Source organism: Enterobacter sp. MGH 16 (assembly GCF_000493175.1).
GTDB lineage: Bacteria > Pseudomonadota > Gammaproteobacteria > Enterobacterales > Enterobacteriaceae > Enterobacter > Enterobacter roggenkampii.
This window is the reverse complement of sequence record NZ_KI535696.1, coordinates 37,471-56,606: the sequence shown is the minus strand read 5'-3', so window position 1 is coordinate 56,606 and position 19,136 is coordinate 37,471. Positions and strand designations below refer to the sequence as shown.

General features: G+C 52.8%; 13 protein-coding genes. 6 read left to right on the top strand and 7 right to left on the bottom strand.

Annotated features, from left to right (window positions below; all coding sequences use genetic code 11):
* Window positions 1-699 precede the first annotated feature (699 nt).
* Window positions 700-1,713 (bottom strand): plasmid replication initiator RepA, encoded by a 1,014-nt coding sequence (repA, locus tag L362_RS00425; RefSeq protein ID WP_023345528.1) that lies wholly within the window; start codon window positions 1,711-1,713, stop codon window positions 700-702.
* Window positions 1,714-2,369: 656 nt separating this feature from the next.
* On the opposite strand from repA, the gene L362_RS00430 reads away from it, so the two are divergent.
* The 4 genes from L362_RS00430 to L362_RS00445 all read left to right on the top strand — a co-directional run bounded on the left by L362_RS00430 (window position 2,370) and on the right by L362_RS00445 (window position 4,346).
* Window positions 2,370-2,636, top strand: a complete 267-nt coding sequence (locus L362_RS00430) for a type II toxin-antitoxin system TacA family antitoxin (RefSeq protein ID WP_023345527.1) — start codon at window positions 2,370-2,372, stop codon at window positions 2,634-2,636.
* On the top strand, window positions 2,624-3,109 hold the full coding sequence (locus L362_RS00435; RefSeq protein WP_023345526.1) for a GNAT family N-acetyltransferase: 486 nt from the start codon (window positions 2,624-2,626) through the stop codon (window positions 3,107-3,109). The genes L362_RS00430 and L362_RS00435 overlap by 13 nt, the downstream gene beginning before the upstream one ends.
* Before the next feature lie 482 nt (window positions 3,110-3,591).
* Window positions 3,592-3,867: an ECs_2282 family putative zinc-binding protein gene (locus tag L362_RS00440; protein WP_023345525.1), complete on the top strand. Its 276-nt coding sequence runs from the start codon at window positions 3,592-3,594 to the stop codon at window positions 3,865-3,867.
* Window positions 3,867-4,346 (top strand): hypothetical protein, encoded by a 480-nt coding sequence (locus L362_RS00445; protein ID WP_023345524.1) that lies wholly within the window; start codon window positions 3,867-3,869, stop codon window positions 4,344-4,346. The genes L362_RS00440 and L362_RS00445 overlap by 1 nt, the downstream gene beginning before the upstream one ends.
* Window positions 4,347-4,793: 447 nt before the next feature.
* Here L362_RS00445 and L362_RS00450 read toward each other — a convergent pair whose 3' ends face one another.
* On the bottom strand, window positions 4,794-5,942 hold the full coding sequence (locus L362_RS00450; RefSeq protein ID WP_023345523.1) for a hypothetical protein: 1,149 nt from the start codon (window positions 5,940-5,942) through the stop codon (window positions 4,794-4,796).
* Window positions 5,943-6,190: 248 nt separating this feature from the next.
* On the opposite strand from L362_RS00450, the gene L362_RS00455 reads away from it, so the two are divergent.
* Together L362_RS00455 and L362_RS00460 are read left to right on the top strand one after the other, a co-directional pair.
* On the top strand, window positions 6,191-7,180 hold the full coding sequence (locus L362_RS00455) for a tyrosine-type recombinase/integrase (protein ID WP_023345522.1): 990 nt from the start codon (window positions 6,191-6,193) through the stop codon (window positions 7,178-7,180).
* Window positions 7,181-7,530: 350 nt separating this feature from the next.
* Entirely contained in the window at window positions 7,531-8,103 is a 573-nt protein-coding gene (locus L362_RS00460; RefSeq protein WP_023345521.1) for a hypothetical protein, read from the top strand.
* Between the two features lie 868 nt (window positions 8,104-8,971).
* Here L362_RS00460 and L362_RS00465 read toward each other — a convergent pair.
* The 5 genes from L362_RS00465 to traT form a co-directional block, all read right to left on the bottom strand.
* A complete protein-coding gene (locus tag L362_RS00465) occupies window positions 8,972-9,760 on the bottom strand; it encodes a DsbA family protein (protein ID WP_023345520.1) in 789 nt (262 codons plus the stop codon).
* A gap of 28 nt (window positions 9,761-9,788) precedes the next feature.
* The gene (gene traI, locus L362_RS00470) at window positions 9,789-15,212 is read right to left on the bottom strand and encodes a conjugative transfer relaxase/helicase TraI (protein WP_023345519.1); all 5,424 of its coding nucleotides are present in this window, start codon (window positions 15,210-15,212) and stop codon (window positions 9,789-9,791) included.
* Complete coding sequence (gene traD / locus L362_RS00475; RefSeq protein ID WP_023345518.1) at window positions 15,209-17,776, bottom strand: type IV conjugative transfer system coupling protein TraD; 2,568 nt, start codon at window positions 17,774-17,776, stop codon at window positions 15,209-15,211. The genes traI and traD overlap by 4 nt, the downstream gene beginning before the upstream one ends.
* Window positions 17,777-17,891: 115 nt before the next feature.
* The gene (locus L362_RS00480) at window positions 17,892-18,206 is read right to left on the bottom strand and encodes a hypothetical protein (RefSeq protein WP_023345517.1); all 315 of its coding nucleotides are present in this window, start codon (window positions 18,204-18,206) and stop codon (window positions 17,892-17,894) included.
* A gap of 187 nt (window positions 18,207-18,393) precedes the next feature.
* The gene (traT, locus tag L362_RS00485; protein ID WP_023345516.1) at window positions 18,394-19,125 is read right to left on the bottom strand and encodes a conjugal transfer complement resistance protein TraT; all 732 of its coding nucleotides are present in this window, start codon (window positions 19,123-19,125) and stop codon (window positions 18,394-18,396) included.
* Window positions 19,126-19,136 lie beyond the last annotated feature (11 nt).

Below are 19,136 nucleotides of genomic sequence, written 5' to 3'. Positions count from 1 at the left end.
TCTGCCAATCCCATCCCTTTCCCTGCAAAGCCATACCCGCTTAAAGCTTTCTGATTGCTAATGTGCGCGGTCGGAGTGAGTCCGTCAAGGCCTCTGGCCGCTGACGGGCTGTATCTCCGCGTTAGCGCCGTGAGGCGCTTACGAGCGTGTACAGCGGGCTTGCCGCGACGCTAACTGCAGCAGTTCTGATTTCTAGTTACAACATCCCTCTTAAAGCGAGGGTGTTCCGGCCCTACGGGCCGGGGCGGCGTCGGTTTAGCAGGGGTCAGGTATGTATGCGGTGCCGGGTTGTGGCCAGAACGGGGCCCGGCGCTTGCGACGGGAGGAACTTTTGATTTCCTTCTGAGCCCGTGGCCGTGAGGCCGCTGCATGCGAAGGCATATTATGTTATCCACAGAGTGGCCGAAGACAAAAATCTACTCTGGAATGTAATGAACAGAGAGATAAAAACGGTGGAGTAAGACTGTTTTGCGGAATGTCTTTTATTCATTTCCGGGTTACTTCACTTATTCGTTTGCGGATTTCTGTGTAAAAAAAAGAGACAGTGGCCATTGCGGGCCATAACGACACGAAGAACGCCAGGGTGAACGGAAAGGGAAGGAGTGAAGGGTGAAAAATGAGCGGAATGGCCGAAAAAAACCAGCACGAAAAGCCCCGGTGAGGGGCCTGTAAACAGCAAGACTGTTGTGTCGTCTGTGACTAGTCAGGTGGAGAAAGCGCCAGATCCAGCTGGTAAAGATGCTGGATGGCCAGAGCCTTCAGGCGCTCAGATGTGCACCAGTACGCTTCGTCAGGCGGCAGGGTGCGGTAAATCCATTCAGACATTGCATGGAGTCGTTCATCTGCCGGCAGCTTAATCAGATTGTTGGCACGTTTACGCTCCGCGCCTTTTTTGCGGCGGTAAACGAGTGCCTCCCGGCGCTTACGGCCGGACCAGCATTTCCGCGCAGAGTGGGGCTGAACAGCATCATGTTCGCTCATCACCCCTTCCCGGATCAGCTGCTCACGCTCAGCGCTCTGGCGGAGCTTCTTCTCCTGCTCTTTAAACAGCTTGTCCATATCGACGCCCAGCATCTGAAATCCCACGGGGGTGATATAGACATACGTTGGCAGCCAGGAGCGGGATTCACGATCCCAGGTGCGTTCTTCCGCAAGGCCAAGGACGCCAAACCGTACCTGTTCCTCAATAAGCCGTGAAAGGCGTGACACCGTCACCTCCGTTTCCGGAATGACATTGCCTTTGGCGTCCTTTGCACTGAGCTCTTTTGCCAGACGGGAGATACACATGCCGACAGTATGCTTGCCGGCATCACAGAAGCTGATGAGCACTGGCCAGAGCGCATCGAGCAGGCGCTGACGTTCCGGACGGAAGCCATATTTACGTCCCGCTTTACGGCGGCCGGCGACATAGAGAGGGTGACGAGAAACATGCATGCGCAGGCTGACCTGCCCGGTTTCATTGTCTTTTTTCACCAGGCGATTGTAGGCATGACCGAGCTGTCCGGAGAGCTTTTTATAATGCTCCGGGCGATACCAGGCCGGGCTCTCACATTTGGCTTTTGTGGAATGCTCACCGCGTTTGCGGCGGGTCAGTTTTTTGAACGGTGCAATGAGGAAATTACCCTGAGTGCCGGCATCGACATCCTGCCAGAAACGGGTTAGCTCATCTTTCGGTAGATCTGACCAGTGAACAGAAATCTGATTGTCACTCACGGCGGCCTTTTCTTATGGCGGCCGGGTGTTGTGTTATGTGGTGCATGCGTTATAATCCTTCACAGGCAACGCGCCTGCTTTTGGACCCCCTGATACCTGCTTCTTCCGCCAAGTTGATGACAGTTATCGGGGGGTTTGTGCATTCAGGCTCCGGGAAATCCCGTAACCTGCTCCTGAACGTTTTACTGGACACGTCCTGTCCCTGTTTGTTTCCGAAAGTCCGCATTTCTTCCGTAAAATCATCTTTGTCACCCGCCTGCCTCACCACAAAGCAGTCAAACCATTAGTTTGTGTTAGGTAACAAAAGTAATCTGAATCAACAATCTGTCCCACCACAAGACGATTGCTGACGATCCGAATACTACCTTCTCGTAAGTTAATTTTCCAGATGTTAGGCCATATTACTACCCATCAGCGCGTGCTGATTGTCTCTAAGAAATTTTTACCGGCAGCGCTCGCTGTAATGTCAGGGAATTATATGTAATCCAGGATGCCCGCAGAGAGTAAAGAAATCTACAGGCAGGGCATTTAACTCAAGTCGTTACACTGTGAAGCTTTAGGGTCATATCTGTAGTGAGAGAAAGTGTGTATAGCGTTTGCTATACATTATTCCTGTGTTATGCTCGTAAAGCAATTGCTATACAAGGAGTACACACATGAAATCAGATGTCCAGCTCAACCTCAGAGCCAAGGAGTCTCAAAGAGCACTTATCGATGCTGCTGCAGAAATCCTTCATAAATCACGCACAGACTTTATCCTTGAAATGGCGTGCCAGGCTGCTGAGAATGTGATCCTCGATCGTCGCGTATTCAATTTTAACGATGAGCAGTATGCAGAGTTTATCGATATGCTCGATGCGCCAGTTTCGGATGACGCTGCCATCAATAAACTCCTGGCAAGGAAACCTCAGTGGGACGTGTAACACCACCGGAACCATTATCCAGCTCACATCAACTGGCTGAGTTCGTAAGCGGGGAGGCCGTTCTCGATGACTGGCTTAAACAGCGAGGGTTAAAAAATCAGGCTCTTGGTGCTGCCAGGACGTTCGTTGTATGTAAAACAGGCACCAAACAGGTTGCCGGTTTTTACTCCCTGGCCACCGGCAGCGTTAACCATGTTGAAGCGACGGGGAGTCTCAGGCGCAATATGCCAGATCCAATCCCGGTTATCATACTTGCTCGCCTGGCTGTCGATGTATCACTTCGTGGACAAGGGCTGGGTGCTGATTTACTGCACGATGCAGTATTGCGCTGCTATCGTGTGGCTGAAAATATAGGCGTTCGCGCAATTATGGTTCATGCGCTGACAGAAGAAGCCAAAGGGTTTTATCTTCATCATGGTTTTAAGGCATCGCAAACCCAAGAACGGACTTTGTTTCTCAAGCTGCCGCAATAGGTTCATTGGCAAGGAAGGGATGATTACCATACTAAATAATTGATAGTAAACGATATATTTATTTGATTTAACATAATCTTTGTTATACGAAGTAGTAATGTAACTGAGTTATAGTGATGTCACTTTTTCAGGCATAAGGTACTATTCACTGGGCATGTAGGAACATCAGGATGCTTGTGACCATTTCAGATAAAGAACTCATTCGGGTGTCAGTTGTTGAAAAGCGCATGCGTCGCCGTTGTGCTGATCAGCAACATGCTCTGACGAACGTCAGACTCAGCATTTAAGCGTTCAATATATAGTGATGATATGCACGATGCGTAACAGATATTTTACTCCTCTTCTGAGGAACTATTCATCGCAAGGTAATTATTTCAGTGCTATGATATATATGTTGAAGTTAATTAATCATCCAGAGTTTTAAACTAATATCATCCATATTACCAGTAACTAAATACAGACTATAAGAGGAGTGAAAACATATGAAGTTTAATGCTGACAAATACAGTAGAAAAATAACTTTATTATGCCCTGTGTGTGGGGGTTCTGAAATGGAATGTATTGAACATTCAGAGATAGTCAAATGTGTAGGATGTGGAAATGAATTCACTAACGATGAGTTAATCCAAGAAAATGGCGTAGGTATTGAAGCTCATGCTAATGAAGTAAAAGAAGAGTTGACAAAGGATATACAGAAGCAGTTTAGCGACATACTGACGAAAGCTTTTAAGGGGAATAAAAACATAAGGATCAAATAATGACGACAAGTGATATCATCGCTTTAGGTGCGCTTGCAGTATCAATCTACACCATCATATCATCCGAAGTTAAATCCAGAAAAAACGATAGAGAACAAAAAGTTATTAAGGATGAACAAGATAGGCTACGTAAGTTGCTTCTGGAAAAAGAAACAAAGTCCGCTATCAATGAAATGAAGGCTGAGCTTGGAGTCCGTTTGGTGAATATAGCCAGAAATAATTATAGGCTAAAGATTTACAACAGAGGTAAAGTCGAAGCTAGGAATATAGAAATCCTCTTTCCTGATAATGATGGTGATGAATATCTTGCAATATCGGATGTGCAAGACAAATTCCCATATGAGATACTGCATCCGCAACATGGAATTGAGATCATTGCAGTAATAAGTTCAGATAGCAAAACCAAATATCGAATCAAACTCATATGGGATGATAGTTATAAAAGAAGGAATGAAGAGGAGTTTTTCATTTCACTATGAATTAATTCACCCAAGGTGTTTATAACAAAAAGGCCGCTGTGGAAGATATTCGCTCAGCGGCCTATTCAATTTTTCTGGCATGGGAACATCGCTACTAGGCAAGATTCTTTTAGGTCTCTTCAAATAATTATCATAAGTAGAGTCACTTCCAAATGATATGTCGATCACATAATTTAGAGTAGATCAGCAATCTTTTCATTTATACCTTGATACGGCACAGTAGATCCCTTATATACGTATTGAGGATATCCCTCTGAAACTCAGGAATCAGTATCATGGGTTTAAAACCAGGTCCCAAACCAATTGCAAAGTCAACAGGAAAGCCTGATCAACGTCGCCGTGATAATAAGGATACGCCCGGCAACACCCCCGGATTGAAACCTAGTAAATCTACAGGAAAATGATAATGAAGGGTATAAGTTTCCTACTTATACCCTTATTCCACTACTAGAGTGGTACGTCCCATCTTTTTACGGCTATCGCTGAAACCGGTACACAGTAAGCGGCTTCTTTCTGGAGTTTCATCCTGACATCTGTATCGTAATCAGTATCCAGCGGATTAAATTTCCAGCTTTCTCTGTAAGATTTTATAATCTCTTCAGGGCAAAGAAAGCTGAACTGTGTCGTCGTAAATAGTGAAACAGCTCGCACCGAGTAATATTCTCCTGCTTTGATTATTTTTCTATCCCAGACCGAGTTTGAAAAAAATTCCTCTGGATACTCGCTCGCTTTAATAATATATCTGTGAGCGCTGAAGTCACTTATACCTGAAAGTTTAATGACCGAGTGGGTAAATATAACTGGTAAAACAGTAATTTTCGTAGAAATAAATAACAGTATCATCAGTGACACAATAAGGGAAGTGCTAATCTTTTTCGGAAGTTTATCCTTTGCATCCATTCTGAGGTAAACGAGGCCTGGCATCATCGTCAGAAAAAAAACCATATATGACATGAATGCCATCCCGGCCACGATCCTAAGGCTGACCTTTTCATACGAAGCGGCAATATTCCTAAATACTATCTCCAGTGGAAACACCTGCAAATGCGCCAGCAGGGCAATACACAGTGGGATGGCCAGATAAATCTGGCATCGCCGCATCCATCTTACCTTCGTAATTTTTATTGATAAGTCCTTTTCTAGATGCTTTCTGTTTATCAGACAGGATATAACTATGGTCAGGACTCCAATACTCAGTAAAGACAGCCAGCCAGAATTATTTTTAATGCCCTGGCTGAAATCGAAAGCATAGTAAAATACATAGATGAAAGCCATCGGGAACAGACCTGACAGCATCAATACCGATAAAAAGTTATTCTGAATTTTATTGTATGTAGGAAGATTATTAATTTCCTGAGGAATGATAATTGGCATGAATATGGAGATTATAAAAAAGATAAATAACAGAATAGCTAAAGAAAAAACTGCCGCGCAGCAAACAAGAGCGAACAGGCTTTTGATGCTCATCACCTCAAAGAAAACATCCAGTCTGTCAAGACGACTGAAATAACCCCAGAGTACTGTCAACGCGATCCCCGATATGATGCCAGACGGTGTTAATACTGATATTAACAGCATCTTCCATTTCTGATTCATTATTAACCTTTCTGTTGATTATGGAGGTTCTGCTAAATTAGCAGCGTTGTAGAGTTCAGGCACCTACCCGAATCTTACCATCTGGACGATGTTGGTGCCGGCAATCGCCGGTGAGGTAACGTTATTGAATCTACTTATTAAAATGTACCTTTGAAAAAGTAGACTTTCTGCGGTACGCTCAGAACGTATCATTTACCCCGATTTTTCACGCAGCGCGCCGGACGGTTTCCGGCCCGGACGGAGCCTGGATGACCCTGATGCCTGATGATGATCCTGAGCTGGCCATGTCGCCGGCGGTCATTCCCCCGGAGGGGGATTTCCTGCCGGCGCTGATCGGCGGCGAGGGTCCGGTCAGTCCCGCCAGGGCCTACCTGCTTTCCCTGAATTCCCCCCGCAGCCGGCAGACCATGGCCTCGTTCCTCAGCATTGTTGCCGGTCTGCTCGGCGCTGAGTCCCTCGACGCCTGCAGCTGGGGCAGCCTGCGCCGTCATCACGTGATGGCCGTGACCGAGCTGCTGCGTGACACCGGCCGGGCCACGGCCACCGTCAACACCTACCTTTCGGCGCTGAAGGGCGTGGCGAAGGAAGCCTGGATGCTGAAGCTGATGGACGTCGAGAGTTTTCAGCACATCCGGGCGGTGCGTAACCTGCGCGGCAGCCGTCTTCCGCGCGGCCGGGCCCTGCCGCCGGAGGAGATCCGGGCGCTGTTCGGTGCCTGCGAGGCCGATGATTCCAGTATCGGGGTGCGTGATGCGGCGATGCTGAGTGTCATTCTTGGCTGCGGCCTGCGACGCTCGGAGGTCGTGGGGCTGGGTCTGAGTGACGTTGTCACAGATGATCGTGCGCTCAGGGTGCTGGGCAAGGGAAACAAGGAGCGCCTGGCCTACATGCCGGGCGGCACCTGGCAGCGACTGCAGAAGTGGATTGAAGAAGTTCGCGGGGAGAATGAAGGGCCGCTGTTCACCCGTATCCGTCGCTTTGATACCCTCACAAACGACCGGCTGACCGACCAGGCAGTGTACCATGTCCTGCAGGTACGCCAGCATCAGGCCGGGATTGCGAAATGCGCACCACACGATTTAAGGAGAACCTTTGCGACGGCGATGCTGGATAACGGTGAGGATCTGATTACCGTGAAAGACGCAATGGGCCATGCCAGTGTCACCACCACCCAGCAGTACGACCGCCGTGGCGAGGCGCGCCTCCGTACTGCCCGCGATCGTCTTGACCTGGTCTGACGCCAAGCGAGTTAATAAGTTAATAGGCTTGCATCACATAGCATGGGGGCTGGGAATAATATACAGAGTTGTCGCCTGGTAACGCGATACATCCAGTTACGCCATATTCCTTCTTAGCTGGAGTCGTGAGGTTTCACAGCATCTCCTTACTTTGCGGAGATGATCAAATACCCCCCTGTTAAGAACTACTCCACTAATTGTGGCGAGAAATCCACATGCACTAAACCTAACAGGTATTTTACTTTACCATAAATCATTTAAATCAATGAGTTATGGTGATTTTAAAATACAAATTACCGGATGTTTTGGAACGGTGATAGAATGCAATAAGTACATGGACGAGGCGTAAAGTGGCTAAATATCATATTGATTCCGTTCAGAGTTGGCCACCCTTCGAACATGGTGGAAACACGTTTTCTCTGTCTCATCTTGATGCACATGAAATCACCTTCAAAGGTGAAAAAGCCACTTTTACGTTCGTTGTAACTTATGGGCTTCACTGTTTTGCAAAAGAGGAAACGGCATATAACATTCCTGTCCTCTACAAAGATGGTAGGGAAGAGAAAAACATCTGCCTGGAACGTTATGAAGCATCGAAACAGATCCGCAATATCCTCGTAAACCTCCCAACAATGTCGCTTTATCACACCGATGCTGAGAAGTATTTCACATTGCATATGATGAACAGCGCTACCCAACAGGTTGAGCCCTATAAAATTTGTGTGGCGTTTTTTAAAGAGAACCGCTTGCTGCGGATGCATATTTTGTCAGCATTCTTCGTTCGTACTGGCCCTGGTGCACCTGGGGTAGTCATACCCAATAAGCCATTAAGTTTGTTCAAAGTGGCTATGGATACAGACAAAAAACCACGAAACTCGGGTAAACCCAAAGAAGCAAGCAACAGGCGGAAGGACAGACGTTGAAAGAGGCGGCCCCCTTTCGGGGGCCTCAGCCATTCAATGACGAATCAATGAACGGGGCAGGTCGCAATTACTTCGGAACTGGCCGAACCATCTCTGGCTGCGGGATGCGATTCAGTTACCTGAACCCCTGTAACCATCCGGTTTCAATACACCATTCAACCCATAACGAATAGCTGTCTGGTTAGTATTGATGATTACTATACTATTGTGGCTAACAACTCCTCGCAAGCTCACTCCTATTCATAGCTATTCACTACAATTCATTGAACATCATTGATCCATGAATGCTCTGTATTGGGCTTAGATTTGCAACCAGTGGCTCTAGGAAACAACTTCAGTTGTAAAACAAGATTCCCGTTACAAAAGACAGAAAATCGCTCTGAGAGCTTTCTACGACGTTTAAACCATATAAAAATTTTTATGCGTAAAATGCGTGAAAAGCACTTTTTGCAAAAACACAGGCTAACTATACATGGCCCATCCATGTACAGTTTCGCTGTGGTTCACGACATTTGAGTTCAATGTCCCATAAGATTGAGTGATAAAAGATTAATACCTAGTCTGAAATAGCGTCACTGGTTTACTTCAGTTAAAGTGAGCCTTGCCGGTTATCCCGCTTCTACTTCTGAACCGGGGTGGTTTGGAACAGCGGGATGGCCGGTAGTTTTCCGCTCACTCTTTCAAGCCCGCACAGATCTTCCAAACTTAACCTTAATTGTCCTTAAGGGACTATAACCGGCAGCGCTCGCCGCAGTATCAGGCCGGCAGGCCTGATCGAGGAAGCGCAGGAGAACGGAACGGGAAGATGGCATTTACGCGCGGAATCTGAAGATCAGCCTCTGGCGGGAGACGCTCTACAGGACCGGGGTCACTGTGCGCGTGAGGCTTTCCGGATTGCTGCCTGGAGTCTTTCAGCGGTAACGGCTTCCGGGAAAACCGTGATGGTGTCAGGAGTCGCTCCGCTAACGGGCATGACGATGATCCCCGGCGTTCCGGTGAGTCCCAGCGCCTCAGCCAGGTTACTGTTTTTCTCAAGGGATGGGGTATGGTCGCCAGGAGCTGGGGTGGTCAGTCCCGCCTTTGACGCTGCTCCGTGAATATCCTCCGCCGTCAGTTTGCCTTCATTATGACCGGTGGCGTAGATGGCATTGTGATAGGTGACATAGGCCTGCGGCCCTTTCTTTTGCCAGACCGTCAGCCCCTGTTGCGCTGCCTGAAGTGAAGCTTCCCAGCGACCACCAAATATAGGCCACTCCTTAAAGAGGTAGCGGACGTCCGGCTGCGCTTTCATGACCTTCTCCAGCTCCGGCGCGAAGCGGCTGCAGAACACGCACTGGTAATCAAAGAATTCAATCACCGCTACCTTTGCATTATCAGGTCCGTAAGCCGGTGTGTCCGGATCATGCAGAAGGTTCGCCTGATTCTCCATCACGCTGAGTGCGAACATCTTCTGCTTACGCGCCTCCTGCTGTTCCTGCAGCTTATTACTGACCGTCACCAGAATCTCCGGGTGGGACACCAGATAGCTGGCAGCAATTTCGCCAATACGAGCCTCCTGCTCCGGGCTGAATACCGGCTGAGGGGTCGAAGCGTGTGCCGTTGAAATATAGCCAATGTATGTTGTAACTATTAATGCGGCTAATTTGTTTGCTTTCATTGTCTGATTCTCATGGTTAAAAGGGGGATTAACGTTCTTTCTGAATGGTTCGGGTGAGAGTCTGTTCTTCACGCTCCGGCGTGCGGCCGCGTTCAGTATTTTCTACCGCCCTGAGCATGTCGCGTTCCGCGTTTGCAAGATCTGCAATCACACGCGATGCCCGCGACTGTTCACCGGATGCCTTGTCAGCACCTTCCAGCTCGCTTCTGACGCCTGCAGCGGCTTTTATTTCCCGTCCATCGGTGTTTTCCTCACCTCTCACCCTGGCGACTACATCTGCATCCGGGTTGAGTGGTTCCGGTTTACGCGGGTTAATGTCTTCCGGTTTCAGTCTGATCACCTCTTCCTGTGGAACTTCCGCCAGCAACGACTCCGGCTGCCTGCTCCGACCGGCTTCTTCATTGCGAACCTGGTCTGCCAGCATCTGCTCGCGCAGCTGCTGTACGTTCTGTTCGTCCGTCAGTGTGGAGACAATACCCGGTGACACATCCTGTTTTGTCCCACCGCTTACCTTAAGCAGCCATGCTGAAGGCGGTTCATCACCGGTCTGCCAGACCACACCGTCCTTTGGATAATTTCGTACTGCATCGAGTGCAGCCGTCAGGTCGCTGGCCACAATCGTGTTTCCGGACTGACTCCGCTGCAGCACGGCGCCACGGGCACGCTCTGTCATGACCATCCGGGTCTCACCCTGCGTCATCCGTCCTTCCGGACTGGCGACTAGGGAAACCAGGGCCAGGCCCGCACTCCTGCCATTGTTGTCATACACCGGCAGCGCCAGCGCCGGTTCAGGAAAGCGCCGGGTGGCAGGGATGATTTTTGCCGTCAGTGACGCATCCTGCATGCCCTGATGGCGCACCCAGGCGCGACCGATGGCCGTTTTATTCACCGGCTGCCCCATTGCCCAGATGGCTTTCGCCTGTTTGCGCTGCGTTTCTGGCGCCAGCGCATCGTGCGCAGTTTTGATATCACGTTCCGGCGTTTTTACCGTCTTAACCCAGTCCGCTTTCCCGTCGGTGTATATCTGGACGTGCTCTTTCACGCGTGAGGCTGAAATGTAGAAGGCACGACGGGAAGCCAGAGCCTTACGTCCGTCTTTCGTGCCCTCCAGCGCAATGACATAATCGCTACTGGCCCCCTGTGCGCCGTAGCCGGTGACGGCCCAGCCGTAGTCGAGATGCTGCTGCGCCCGGACCTTCTCCGGATTGATGGTGACGCGACCATTTTCCCCCTTCAGTCGGATATTCCCCGCCTCGCTGACCGACTCCACCGTATAGCGCTGGTTGGCCATCTGACCCTGTTCGCGATCGGTCGTCGTGAACTTAAGCAGATCGCCGGAACGGACTTCCATCTCGCTGCGGCGAAACAGCTGCACGTCACCGGTGATCAGCTGCTTCGGGGAATACATACCAATCTTCCCTTCCTCATCACGTACCGTCACCGTGCTGCCGTTACGGTCGACGGCCACCACATCCTGGTAGCGGTCACCGCGTTTAACCACCATCCCGGCTTCCCAGGCCTCTGTTTTGTTGAACGCATGGCGCGTATGGGTGATTTTATCGAGCACAGGCACCTTAATGGCCTTCTCCCCCAGTTCTCCCCGCGCTGCAAGCGCGGCATGAATGCCGGCATTTATCGCCTTACGGTCGGCGTTCAGCTGCGCAATGATGAGCGTACGGGACCGCGCCTCCGGTGTCCGGTCCTTCCAGTCAGCCACGATGTCGTTAACAGGCGTCTCCGTTTCCTGAATCGCACTCTCCGGGAGCGCGGCTGAAGCGCTACGCGCCACACGGACAGCCGGCTGGGTTTCAATGCGCTGCAGGGCCGCATCGATCCGGTTATCAATGATGTCGTGAACGGCGCCGCGCAGCTGCAGGTCTTTCTGACGGACGATTTGCTTCATGATGGCCACATCCATCGGGCTTCGCTCCTGCATCAGCTTAAACGGCGCGCCCACGTCGACCGCTTCAAACTGGTCGATATCTCCCATCGAGACCGCGCGACCGCCGCCGCTGGCAATGGCCTGGAACAATGCCGCCGTATCCTGGTTGCCTGCCATTGATGACTCATCGATAAGAAACACCTGTCCTTTATAGTCAGGTTTCCCGCCTGCAGCCGTCGCCTGGTCATGCTCAACGACAAAGGATTTGATGGTCTGCGCCCGGACACCGACGTCGCTCATTTCTTTCACCGCCTGGTGCGTAGGAGCAAGCCCCGTCATCACCGGACGAACGTCCGCCGGTATGGTCTCCAGTGCAGATATCACCGCCTTCAGCTGCGTGGTTTTCCCCACGCCGGCATAGCCCTGAATCCCGATAAACTGATCCGTGGTACCCAGCACCAGGGTGGTCGCCTTTTTCTGGCCATCCGTCAGGCCGTTCAGCACGGCCTCCGGTACCTGTTCCAGCAACGGCTGCTGCGTACCTTTCCCTTCCTCCACCACACGCAGAATGGCTTTCTCCATCTCCCAGGTAGCCCGGGAAACCAGTACCGGCTCTCCCCCTGAGGATACGGACAACAGCTCGCCATTTTTAATCATCGCGCCAATTTCATTCCCGATGGCCTCAAGGTCGGGATGATATTTCTGCGCTTCCGTCGCGAGCTTCAGCTCGCTGATTACCACGGTGCGCTGGTCGTTGATGGCACGCCAGACGGCCAGTCCGGCGTCCGTCCGGACGCTGTCATGCAGTGAACCCACTGCCTGACTGACGTCATCGTGGCCACTCAGGTTTCTGACCAGCTGCACGGGAGAGGCATTGGTCTTCATACGCTGCAGCCTGGCTTCAGCCCGGTCCTGCACTTCGGCAGTGAATACTTCCGCCCGGTGGCCACTCTGCGCCAGCGAGTTCATGGTCTGGGTCGAGATGTCGCGGCTGTTCAGCGCGGCCAGCACCACGCCGGTGTCGTTATCCCGGCCGCCCGGGGCGGTCACGTAAGCATGTGACAGATAGAGCGGCTGGTCTTTTGGCAGCGTCAGGGTGTCTTCCCCCCGTTTCACCTCAATCCCCTTTTCACTTATCCCGGTCACCTCAAGACGATCTTTGGCCTTCAGGCTGTGCTCGCGGTCGCCCGCCACGGACAGCAGTTTTTCGCCGGTGGCCACGCTGAGGGTTTCACGGCTGAAGAGACGCCAGTCTGCGCTGATATCCCCGATTTTCATCCGGGTCAGCACGCCGTCACCGTCGATGAGCGAGAGGACTCGCGTGTCGTCATGCACCCGGTCAATCACATACGACTTACGCTCTTTTGCATCAGTGCGATCTTCAAGCACCATGCCGGGACGGTATGAACCGGGCATGCGGCGCGTTTTGTTGTCGAGCCAGACCGGCTGCCGGGCCTCTATCTCCACGCCGTCGCGCCCCAGCTGTCCTGCGTTCTGCAGCGCCTCGCGTACCAGGCCCGTCAGCTGAGCCTGTTCACGTCTGCCGACCACGACTGCGGTGACGTTTTCACTGCCTCCGCTCAGCTCGGCAAAACGGTTGGCCAGCGCCTCGTAACGGTCGCGTTTGTTCGGAATACTGACCACTTCGGCCTCAAGCCCGGGCGCCGGCTCCGTGCGGCGGGAGCGGGCAACCCCCGCGGACTCCAGCACGGACATAGCGTTACCGTTCGCCTGTCGTCCGGCACTGTCGAGAAAGACCAGCTGTGCATCCTGCGCCCGCGCTTCGCCCAGCAGAACCAGCGTTTCCTTTAGCCCCAGACGCTCTGCCCCTTCGATTATCAGCGTGCTCTGGGGTTTCATGTGGAAATCACCGCTCAGAACATGCTGCCGGCTGATAATCCGCTCCCGCAAATCGTCGGATTTCGCCAGCGAAATGGCGCGCTCGGCAGAGCTGACCAGCACCTGCACGTCACGACCGTTCGCGCCGGCAATGCCGGCCAGCTGCGCGGTCAGGTCACGGATGCCAGCCACGCCTGACGGGGCATTCATCAGAACCAGGGCGTCCTTCTCCACAACTTCCAGCCCCGCCGGCGCGTACTGCGCCGGGCGGGTGAAACTGACGACTTTTGTGGATTTGAGATGCTCCTGACTCAGCGCCTGGATCGAGAGTTCATCCAGCAGGTGAATACGGGAGGTGAAAACGCCTTTCTCACTGTCCAGCGGCACAATCATGCCGTCCTTCAGCGCCGCATCGATGGCCACACGAATATCCTGAATCTCCGGCAGCCGTTCACTCAGCTCAGCGGTGGTCATCATCAGCTCGCCAAAGGTGAAGCGTGTTTTACTGTCGCTGAGCTGCGAGATGGCCAGCCGGACAGCCTCAGTCAGTTCCGGGCGGGGTATTTCATTGTCCAGCTGCGCTGCGGGAAAGCTCCTGGTCGCCGGCGTCTTTTCGGGACCGGTCTGTGCCGGCTGACTCAGCGTGTCAGTCTGTTGTGGTACTGGCTGACGGGACAGGCTCTCCCGTTCTGCGGGTTGAGCAGGTGTGTCGACGCTCTTTTCTGCCCTGGGCGACGTCTGCGGAGAAGCCTGTTCAGGCCCGGCAGGAACCGGCTTAGCCTGGTGATCTCGCTCCGGCTGAGGCGCGGTCTCACGAAGACCTGCATCACGCGGCATCACGCTTTCCTGATATGCCTTCAGGTCAAATCCCTTCTCCTTCATTTGTCCCAGCCAGCGCTCCATCAGGCGCATCCGCGAAGGGTCAACTTTCGCCCTGCGGGTGTCTTTGGCGGCCACATCCCGGCTGCGCAGCGTGGCTTCAGCCCCCACGGCTCCCTGAATTTCGCGGCCCCGGGAGGAATATTCATCCCTGACTTCTTCCGGAACACCCTTGATCTCCCACATGCCATGCTTGCCTACTTCTTCCACTTCATGGCCGAGCGCTTCAACACGCTCGCGCAGCGCGCTGCGATAGATTTTTCCGAGCGTGACCTGGTGCTTCATGACGGTCTCGATAAAACCGGCGTTATGGATATAGTCCGTGGCCAGAGCTTTCCATTTGCCCGCATACTCCGTCATGTTGGCAATCAGGAGATGGGTGTGCAGCTGCGGATCAAGATTGCGCGAGGTATCATGCGTATAGGCGGCAGCCACCATCTTGCCGGTGTGTACGATGGACGTAACGCCGTCTTTCGTGTCTCGGGCCGAGATGAGCTTCTCAACATAGCCGGCCGCCACGCGGACGGCATGGTTATGTGCTTCCACCATTTCTTTATCGTTGCCTATGAGCGCCAGAATGGACACGCTTTTGGGGGCGGAAAAAGTCAGGTCATGGCCGGGGCGGTGGACGTGCTGTCCGTTAACCTCCTTGCCAAGCCGTGAGCCGTCCGGCAGACGTCCCTCGAGCACGGCCGTCAGGTCATCGCCACGGACAGTACCCTCAAGGCCCAGCTCTTTTGCACCTTCCCCCATCCAGAGGCTCTGCAGGCTGCCCAGAAAATAGTAGTTATCGGAATTGCTGTAGTAGCCTGCAGCCTCACCGGCTGACGCTACTGGGGCGACAGACATCATAGGTCATGCTCTCTCTCGTAATAGTGATGGTCGTTTTCGTCGTAACCCGGGTCGTCCGCGTGACGGTGAAGTAAAATGTTCTCTTCTTCCTGCGCCAGCTGCCGGTGGGTGTTGTGGGCTTCATCCGGGGTCTGCGGTCTCACTGGTTTCCCTGCCGTCGTCAGACTCAGGCCGCCGTCTGGCAGTACCGTCACCTTCATGTCCAGGTTCATTGATTCGCCCGCATTCTCGCTGGCCTGATCTTCGCCTCCGCCTGAGGTGGCTCCGGTATTGAGCCGCCGTTTCAGCATCCCCAGCGCGCCGGCCGCAGCAGGCTCGGGGGGGATATCCAGCTGGGTTCTGCTGCGAATTTTTTGCAGTGCTGCAGGTATTTCCGGATTAAGGGGCGCTGTCTCTTTTTGACGATTTACTGCAGGAGGAGAAGACCGAAGTGAAACGACGTTGTCTTTTTTGTCTTCGGTGACAGGGTCTGTCACCGTGCTGTGATTTTCAGTTACTACTTCCGGAGCCACTTGCGCTGTTCGCAAGGTGACGGGCTCCCTGGATGGTACCGGCCTCAGTTCAGAAGCTGCGCTGCGCGAAGGTTTCGGTTCCTCCATTCGGGTACGGGCAACTTTTTCGACGGCCGGAGTTACCGGTGAGCCGGATGCTCCTGCAGACGAAACCGGAGCAGGACCGCCAGCTGCAGATGATGTCTCGCTCCCCTTCTCCAGCACTTCATCGCCGGTCGGGAACGTCAGACCTGCAGCAGACGCTGCGCGTTCGTTCTCCTGAATAACCTTCTCCAGCTCCGGACTGAGCGCATCGCGGATGTTGCGCTCAATCAGGCCTGCCTGGCGCTTCTTCAGCGAGCGGTATTTCAGTTTCAGACGGACGACAGGATACTCACCCGGAAGGCGCACGTAGAAGTTGAGGTTTGGCAGACGCATGATCTGCTCGTAATCGACAATGGGGTTATTGACCTCGTCCTTACCGAGAGACACACCGTCACGCACCTGGTCCAGACCGTAGCTGTTCTGCTCACGGATTTTGCGCTTACGCTGATTGCCCAGCTCCTCTTCCACCACTTTGGCCATCTCGGCGCTCGGCGAACGTCCGTACATTCGGGTGTTCATCAGGTCAAAGATGCTTTTGGCCAGCTCGCGGCCGTAGACGTGAACCAGCTGCGCCATGTTCTGCATCCCCAGTACGAAACAGCCGCCAAATTTACGCGCTTCCGCCAGCGTTTCGGCCAGCTCGGGTATGCGCTGCAGGCTGGGTGCTTCATCGATAATGAACCATACGCGGCGGTCGCTGTTCTCCCCCATGCTCTGTAGCATCAGCGTGGCCAGAGATACCCACAGCGAGATCAGCGGGCGTACACTCTTGCGGTGACGTGCCTGGGTTGAAATAAACAGCCAGCTGCTGTCATAGCGTTCCTGCGTCATCCACTCCCGGATGGTGAACGGCGGCTTCGTTCCGTCATCCAGCCCCTGCAGATATCGAAGGGCTTTGGCGTAGTTGGTCACCACCGAGCGAATGGAAATGGCCGTTTTCTCGATCTTCTCCTCAACCAGGTTGGCCGAGGGCGTGTTGGCCAGATAGTCACGCAGATTTTTCATGCTGAGGGACAGCAGGGTTTTGAGGAACTTCTCAATGCTGCGTTCCGGGTCCGTCGACATACGAATTGCAAGGTCGGCATAAATGGTTCGCGAGCTGGATACCCAGAACGGATCGGACTCACCCTCAACCGGAATAAGGCTGGCGGCCAGGTTGTCGTAATCGACCGCGTCAACGCACTCGCCCCACATCTGCCAGTTGGCACAGCGCTCGTCGTGGGCATTCAGGATGAAATCGGTGGAGGGGTTGTAGTGGGTTTCAGTGAAGGTGCAGCCGGAGTCGTAGATAATGGCCCGGTCACCACGTTTGCGGATGTAGTCGAGTAACCAGCGTATCAGCGTCGACTTTCCCACCCCGATAGTGCCATGCATCAGGAAATTGAGTACCTCCGCCATCCTGACCATATGCAGGTCGCCCACGCGCAGATCAGAGAGCTCAGCGTTTTTACGCAACAGCTTATTCACTTCCGCTGGCTTGTCGGTCAGCTGCATGCCGGAGAGATATTCGTCCTCGCTCTCCTTTCTGCCGATATTGGCGATAAACCAGGTCACGGCGAGAAACACCACCATACTGAACAGTCCGCTGGCACCGGCCGCCCACTGCAGCTCAGTCAGGCACTGGTTGCCCATCGCCTGCATGTACGGGTCCGCATAGATTTGCGGCAGGGTCATTTTGAGCACCATCATCGTCGCGGTTGGCGCATACCAGTAGTGGACGTCGTAAATTTTTGGCGTCCCCGTTGCCGGCATCAGATCGATAAAACTGCTGTTGATACTGGCGAACCACCACAGGGAGCCGTTATCAAGGGCTTCCTGTGGAATTCGCCAGAGAAAAATGGCGGTAGTCAGCACGCCGAACAGGATGAAGATCCAGAATCCTATCCAGTTGTTCACCTGAATGAACATGCGCCAGCGGTAGGCGGTCATCTGCCCGCCCTGGGTGAGGTTTTTTCCTGCGAAGCTCATAGAGTGTTATCCGGCCGTTATCGCATCACCTGTTCGGTGATGTTCGTTATCAGAGAAGAAAAGTTGAAAAGGGTGATGAAATACGTGGTACCGCGAGAGGGAAAACGTCGGGTTATTACATCAGACTCACTTCATATCTGGCCTGCTGACATCCGTCCTCCCAGTCCTGTGCATTAATGTATGCAGCCAGAGAACGGACTGAGTAGGCCACATCCTTATATACCTGTGAATGCCACTCCTGGGGCTCCAGACCATATAGCGTGAATTCATAGCCAGCCCAGCCAGCAATGATGGTCATCCCCTGCCCCTCCGGAAGTGAACCAAATACATTCAGATAAGCCCTCGCCACCATCAGCTCACTTTCCAGATGGATAAGCGACCAGAATTCAGCTGAGTAATCTGCACGTTCATTTCTCTGATGCATCATCATGGACGAACTCCTTTGAAATTAAGGACGCAACGCTCGCCGCAGACAGGGCTGCGCCAGGCGCAGTCATGTGAGGAAGCGTAATTACTGGTAACTGACAGAAAACACTGACGCACCCTGCCCGGAATGAGCACGGTTAAAAATCAGCTGTGAGGGAGAACGGCTGCGACGATCGCCGCAGCCGCGGGTATTACATGATGCCAGCGATGGACTTGGCCAGCTGCGCTTCCAGGACAGGTTTTGCCTCTTCAAACTTGAGGTTCACTTTGTTGGCGTTGGATACCACGCGTGTCTGGTATTTAGCGCGGTTGCCCTGCTCCGTGCTAGTCTGCAGCTTAATGCCGGACGTTCCCTGCTTCAGGGCAGCAATATTGTCGGTCGTGACGGCTGCTTTGCTGCGCTCGGAGATTTGCAGATCGGTCACCATCGTGTAGTTGATGTCTTCGACCATTGCATCTGCAGCCATACCGATCAGCCCGGTGGCCAGGCCTACACCCAGCGTTGCGCCAGCTGACGAGGAGTTGTACGCCGTAATACCTGCACCCAGTGCTGCACCCATTGCCGCCCCTTCGTACCCGGTCTTGAGGAAGCCCTGTGCATCACGCAGATCCATCTTTTCAGCTTTCAGTACGTTTGCCTGAATCCAGTAGTAGGCCGTGTCCGGAGAGCTGGAGACGCGGTAACCTTTCGCGGCCAGTTCATTTGTAATTTGTGCCTGCAGACCAGACATGTCCTTGTCAGAGGTATTACGGATCTGCAAATATACAGTCTTCTCTGATGATGGCTCCAGCCAGATGGTTTCACTCATCTGGGTTTTGACATCGAGATTACGTTTCTTTACCGCTGTGGACATGGCACCACAACCAGACAGAGCGAGAGCAGACGCGATCAGACCAACAACGGCTAATTGTTTTAATTTCATGAATTCATCCT